Here is a 6,043-nt window from a genome sequence, read left to right as displayed (position 1 = left end):
CGGCTACCTAGAACATCGAAGCAAAACACCAATTGGTATCCAGGTACTGTGGCGAGGTTGGTTAAAATTACACGACCTCTGTGAAGGTTGGCAGCTTGCAAAACAGACTTAACGGGAAAAGTCAGTTTTAGCGATGGGTCGTCGTCCCCTAATTGGCACAGCACTCCTGGAAGATTATCATCTCAGCATCGATTTTTGTGAGGAAGGGACAGTGCTGGTAGATGATATCATCTAAAAAAAATCCCTATGACCTGCTATTAGTCAAGGTCTTAAGGATTTCTTTGCTTACGGGACTGGTGCGGCTCGAACGCACGACCTGACGCTTAGGAGGCGTCCGCTCTATCCAACTGAGCTACAACCCCAACTATGAAGCATATATAATTATAGCAGTACTTTTACCGAGACTGCCAAAAATTATCCCAACTGCCGCCTACTTCTAAACCACAAAGAAAACTTTCTGCTTTCAAGATTATTTTAGATTTTCTCCCATTTAGTTCTCGTAACTCTAAATTTAACTTTCCTTGCATGGTGTCTCGGCAACAGTATTTTAAACCATCCTCTGTGGGCGCACGCAGAGGTGTACCAGGTAAATCTGTGGTTCCTGTCAATTCAATTTCATAATTAGAGTTAGTAGCTTTCATTTGCCATCTACCCCAAGGCTGAATTTCCCAGTCTACTTGTGAATTCCAGGGAACGAATTCATAAAACTTGCCTTGATAGTGCAACCCAATCATCGCTACAGATTCCATCCACCACAGCACACCCCGCCGTCCACCGCCAGCAGTTAATGCTAAATCGGGTTCGCCTTCAAAGCAATTACAATTTAGCCAAAACCATTTTTGAGGAAAAGCACCACCCCAATTTTTCTCGCCGTAGGCTGGGGCGTTGGTGAATTCGTAAATTTTACCATTCCAGTCAATTTTTCCACTGGCTAAACCGTGAGCCATCAAAATTTGCCATCCAGGTTCAAAAATCTGCAAAAATGACAGCCAGCCTGCGGTTGATTGCTGAATGCTATTTTGATTACCCCAACCGTATACAGGTTGAATTTCATACTCCCAACGGCAATAATTATTGGTGGCGCGATCGCCCTTGGCGTTGGCGAAGCCATCGCGAATTATTCCCTGATTCAAGGTGGCTGTAGCTTGATAACCCTCTTGAACATGATGCTCAAACTCTGCTGGGAGCAAGTATAGAGGAGAAATTTGCAAATCTGTTTTACCCCAATGGCCTAAACCTAAGACATCTCGACTACCCCAAAATTTATTCACATCAGGAAAAGTACGGCATAAATACTCATCATTCGGGCCGAGGATTTGGGCTGCACCACCACTGTGGGGTTTACCGCCAATGGGATCTTCGATGGAGTACATAAAGGCGAATGTTTGCCCAATTTCCGGTAAAGTGACGCGGTAATACCAACCTTCAAAAAAGCGGCGACTACTACCATCCCAGTGATAACCAGAATGGGGCGTTTGAATTGATTGGAGGAGATTTAGAGGAATAGTTAACATATATCTATATAGTTGCCGATTTTTTCAGTATGCGCGATGACCTCGATATCAATCATGCTTATGAAATTCTTGGGTTGGAACCGGGTGCATCACAAGCACAAGTAAAGCGAGCTTACCGTCAACTGGTGAAAATTTGGCATCCCGATCGCTTTCTTGAGCAAAAGCAAAAACAGGAAGCTGAGGAAAAAATCAAATCAATCAACTCAGCTTACAACAAGCTCAAATCAGAAAGTCCATCTGAGCCTCCTATTCCTGAAAATCCATCTTCATCTTCGCCTAAAAATCCTACAAAAATATCTGTGAATCGTTGGGATGCTGAAACTTTCTATAGTTTAGGAGTAGAGAATGCTACAGAAGGAAGGTATGAGGATGCGATCGCAGATTTTACCCATGCAATTCGTCTCAATCCTCACTATGTTGAGGCGTATAAATATCGTGGGCTAGTTTGCTCTCAACTGGGATACGAATATAGAGCCGCTTCCGATTTAAATAAAGCTGCACAAATAGAAGAAGAGTTAAGAAATCCGGGCGCTGCACGTACATCGCGATCGCCTAGATATGTATCCAAACCTAGACCTCTGCTAGAAAGATTTTGTCAGAGGATTAAAAAGATATTGCGGCTAAATCGGCGTTGGAGATAATAAGTTGCGTAGAATACATATCATTAGTAGGGGCACAGCATTGCTCATTGGTGTCAACTTAAGCTAAAAATAGCTTAACTGCTGGGCTTCCTCAACCGCCTGGAACTAAAGTTCTTTGGCTTTTAGCTAAAGTCTACTGAACTAGACTAAAGATTTTTGCGGATATTTAGTAATCTTTAGATTACTTTTGCTATTAGCAAGGAACTTAAGTTCCTTGCGGGACATAACTTTTACATTAAGTTGACACGTATGAGCAATGCTGTGCCCCTACTGCGTGTTGATTTAGACGGTGACACCATACCTTGAGTTAGAGAATACTTATACTTGGGAATACTAAGTAAAGTTATATTTGCTGCTGATTTATTTAGTATTCTTAAATATGCAACGCCTAATATCTGTACGCACCCTCAAAGGGCATTCAAATAAGGTGATGTCCGTCGTCTTCAGTCCTGATGGGCAGACTTTAGCTAGTGGTAGTGATGACAAAACCATAAAAATTTGGCATTTAACTAACCAGGAATCACGCACCCTCAAGGGACATGGAGAGTCTTCTTGGTCTGGAGGGGTAAATTCTGTTGCTTTCAGCCCTAATGGCAAGATTCTAGCCAGTGCTAGTGATGACAAAACTATTAAATTATGGGAAGTTCTAACAGGAAATGAAATCTGTACCTTCACAGGACATGAAGAAAAGGTTTACTCTGTTGCCTTTAGCGCGGATGGAAAAACTTTAGCCAGTAGCAGTAAAGACAAGACGATCCAACTTTGGTCAATAGAGACAGGGAAGAAAATACACACACTCAAAGGGCATTCAGATGACGTTTTATGCGTCGCTTTCAGCCCAGATGGAAAAACTTTAGCCAGTGGTGGTGCTGGTAATGACAAAACCATCAATATTTGGCATCTGGATAAACAGAAAGTTCTTACCCTTACGGGGCATTCCGATTGGTTTGGAGGGATAAATTCGGTTGCTTTCAACCCAAATGGCAAGACTTTAGCAAGTGGTAGCTGGGACAAGACGATTAAGCTATGGCATCTAGAAAGCGGTCAAGAACTTCGTACCCTAACTGGGCACTCTGATCATGTTTGTTCTGTCGCTTTTAGCCCCAATGGCAAAATTATAGCTAGCGGTAGTAAAGACAAAACGATCAAGTTATGGCAGCTAGATACAGGCAATGAACTCTGTACTTTTTCAGGATCTGAAGATGCGGTTTACTCCGTTGCCTTTAGCCCAGATGGTAAGACGCTGGCTAGTGGCAGTGGGGATAAAACTATTACCCTATTCCCCGTTAGCAAGGCTGTCATTCTTTTATAAATGACCTATAAGCATAATCTATTCAAGTTGATTAAAAATTTAGATAACTGAAGTAAATTGCGAATTTCTTATCAATGCATCACCTAACAGTTTAATAACATCTATCTTTGGGATAATCTTTCTTTCGATTAAGTATTAACTTCCTGGAGATAGAGCCACTTGTCTGATCTCAGAGGTTATCCTGAGAATTACCAACAGTTGAGTAGCAAATAAAACTCAATATTTATCAGCAACATAAATTTTTAAGCTCATTAAAACCTCTTGTTCTTACAAAACTTTAGTTTGTCAAAATCATATCGAGGAGTTAAATCAACAGCTATGTCTATTCCCAATGAACGCGAAAGCAAAAACAGTGAAATCAAGCAAGAATCTTACACTGATACTAATGGTAATATTCACACTGACTTAACGCGAACCACTGAAACAGTCAAGAACAGCACAGCTAATCCCAACTCTTACAGTAACGGTTACGTACAAGGTCGAAATACTGAGCGTAACTACCAGCAAGCTGATTTAGCCGAGCGTGACAATAACAATGCTAGTCGTGGTTTGCTGTTGGGTATTATCATTACTTCCCTACTTAGTTTGATTGTAGGTGGCGTCTGGTACTTCAACCAGCAGAATAACGCAGCCGTTGACAATACTGTGCCTGTCGCCGTTCCTGTACCAAGTAATAGTAGTCCAACTCCTAGTGCTTCTCCTCAAACAAAAACGACGATAATCGAAAGAACCAGGGAAGTACCTGTTCCTGTTGCTGTTCCTGTTCCACAACAGCAGGTTACACCTCCATCTGCACCTCGCCAACCGGATATTAACATTACTATTCCACCCCAGCAGCCTGCCGCAGAAAAAGCGCCTTCTGCAATCCAGCCAACCCCTAAAGCGACACAAAGTCCAACTACTAATACTGTTGCGCCAGGTACGAAAAGCGACACCTCTAAAACCACTCCACCTCAAGGAGTAGACCAGTCAAACAGTACATCTAATAGCGGTTCTTCTACCGCAGATGATACTACTACAGGCGGTTCTGCTCAATAACGGCTTCTGAATCAGCCCACTTGATAATGCTGGCATTAACGTCAACATCTAACAAGTGGGAATATTTTTAAGAAAGATTTCTGAATTGTTGCGAAAAATTAATGGTACTCAAGTTTAGTAAACGTGTCTTGTAGCTAAACAAACATGATGCTAGATTAAGAGCAAGGTACAAACAGGTTAAGAGTTAAAGAAAAACTTTCCAGTTAGAGCCTGTACCTCCTGCTCTAATGTTCTTGCGATCGCTATGCTTGGTTGTGGCATCCATTGAATGAATGTGTTTTCGCCTTAAGTTCAATGAGTTGTTTTGGAGGTTTTAAAACGCACAGCCAGAAAATGCCTGCCTAATTGGAATGTAAGGATGTGCAATTCTGAGTAGAGCGATCGCCAATGCTGTTCACCTTAGTTTGAGTTAGTTACTTCTGAATTCTCCAATCTTCAAGAAACCGCCCCAAGCTGCTGATATTTATCCACCGTAGCTTCAGGCGGTTTCTGCTTTGAGTGTTATGCATTTAAATTGCACATTGATCAGTAAGGGCTGTCCTTTGTCATTTATTTAGACCAATGACCAATGACCAATGACCAATGACCAATGACTAATGACTAATGACTAATGACTAACTAACGTAATTACAGTCACTTCTGGCGGACAAAATAAACGTCCTGGTTTATAAGTTCCTAAGCCCCGATTGACATATAGTTGATTTTCTTCTACTTTGTGAAACCCTTGCGCCCACTCCCAATATCGCACGACTTTAGAACAGTCTCCTAAGAAAAATGTTACCCAACGCCGTAATTTTTTGGGAATTTGTTTGAGTAGCTTTTTATAATAAAATACTACAGGGCCAATGCCTGGAATTACGATGTGACCACCGTGGGTATGACCAGATAGTTGCAAATCTACCCGCCATTGTTGCAATATCTTTGCTGTATCTGGGTTATGAGATAAAACGATACGCGGTGTAACCGAGTCTAGTTGATTCATGACTGGTGCAGGGTAGAATTCCCGTGACCAATAATCAGCTAGCCCAACAAGGGGTAATTCTTTTCCTAATGGATAGGCGATTTCATTCCAAAGCACATGCACGCCAATGCTAGTTAACGCCTGTGTAACTTCTGCTTTTGAGTGGCTGTAATAGATATCGTGATTACCAAGTACGGCGTAGATACCACAGCGACTTTGCAGATGTTTGAGTCGATGCACCAATTGGTGAATCGGCGTCGGATCGTCAGTTACGTAGTCACCAGTTAATAGAATTAAATCTGGTTCAGCTTCATTAGTAAGTGCGATCGCTTTTTCTAACATGTCTTCCGACAGGCGCAAACCATCGTAGTGAAAATCTGACAACTGCACTAGCGTTGTACCTTGTAAAGATGCTGGAAGTTCCGCAATCTTAACCGTGATTTTATCTACTCTTAAATGTCCCGTAAACAACCAATGCATAAGGCAACCGATACTCCTCATACCAGCGCTTATAGCTTACCAAAATTAAAATGTAACTTGATAAACTGCAATAATTTATGTCATCTACTCCAGATAC

At 41.8% G+C, this 6,043-nt stretch carries 5 protein-coding genes and 1 tRNA gene; 3 read left to right on the top strand and 3 right to left on the bottom strand.

The genetic code is table 11. The features are described from left to right. Positions 1-288: 288 nt before the first annotated feature. Both LC653_RS18935 and LC653_RS18930 read right to left on the bottom strand, forming a co-directional pair. Positions 289-362: transfer RNA gene (locus tag LC653_RS18935), tRNA-Arg, on the bottom strand. A gap of 33 nt (positions 363-395) precedes the next feature. Further along, positions 396-1,514 (bottom strand): tocopherol cyclase family protein, encoded by a 1,119-nt coding sequence (locus tag LC653_RS18930; RefSeq protein ID WP_229496103.1) that lies wholly within the window; start codon positions 1,512-1,514, stop codon positions 396-398. A 29-nt stretch (positions 1,515-1,543) separates the two neighbouring features. Between LC653_RS18930 and LC653_RS18925 the strand changes: the two genes are divergently transcribed. The 3 genes from LC653_RS18925 to LC653_RS18915 all read left to right on the top strand — a co-directional run bounded on the left by LC653_RS18925 (position 1,544) and on the right by LC653_RS18915 (position 4,505). Then, complete coding sequence (locus tag LC653_RS18925; RefSeq protein ID WP_229496101.1) at positions 1,544-2,155, top strand: J domain-containing protein; 612 nt, start codon at positions 1,544-1,546, stop codon at positions 2,153-2,155. A 379-nt stretch (positions 2,156-2,534) separates the two neighbouring features. Further along, positions 2,535-3,467 (top strand): WD40 repeat domain-containing protein, encoded by a 933-nt coding sequence (locus LC653_RS18920; protein ID WP_229496099.1) that lies wholly within the window; start codon positions 2,535-2,537, stop codon positions 3,465-3,467. Between the two features lie 318 nt (positions 3,468-3,785). Next, positions 3,786-4,505 (top strand): hypothetical protein, encoded by a 720-nt coding sequence (locus LC653_RS18915; RefSeq protein WP_229496097.1) that lies wholly within the window; start codon positions 3,786-3,788, stop codon positions 4,503-4,505. A 607-nt stretch (positions 4,506-5,112) separates the two neighbouring features. Here LC653_RS18915 and LC653_RS18910 read toward each other — a convergent pair. Continuing rightward, positions 5,113-5,946 carry a metallophosphoesterase gene (locus LC653_RS18910; RefSeq protein WP_229496095.1) on the bottom strand — a complete coding sequence of 278 codons (834 nt, stop codon included), beginning with the start codon at positions 5,944-5,946 and terminating at the stop codon, positions 5,113-5,115. Between the last annotated feature and the right edge of the window lie 97 nt (positions 5,947-6,043).

Origin of the sequence: Nostoc mirabile CHAB5784, assembly GCF_020829645.1 — a bacterium.
Taxonomy (GTDB): domain Bacteria; phylum Cyanobacteriota; class Cyanobacteriia; order Cyanobacteriales; family Nostocaceae; genus Nostoc; species Nostoc mirabile.
The sequence above is the reverse complement of the archived record's forward strand: the minus strand, read 5'-3'. Positions and strand labels throughout refer to the sequence as shown.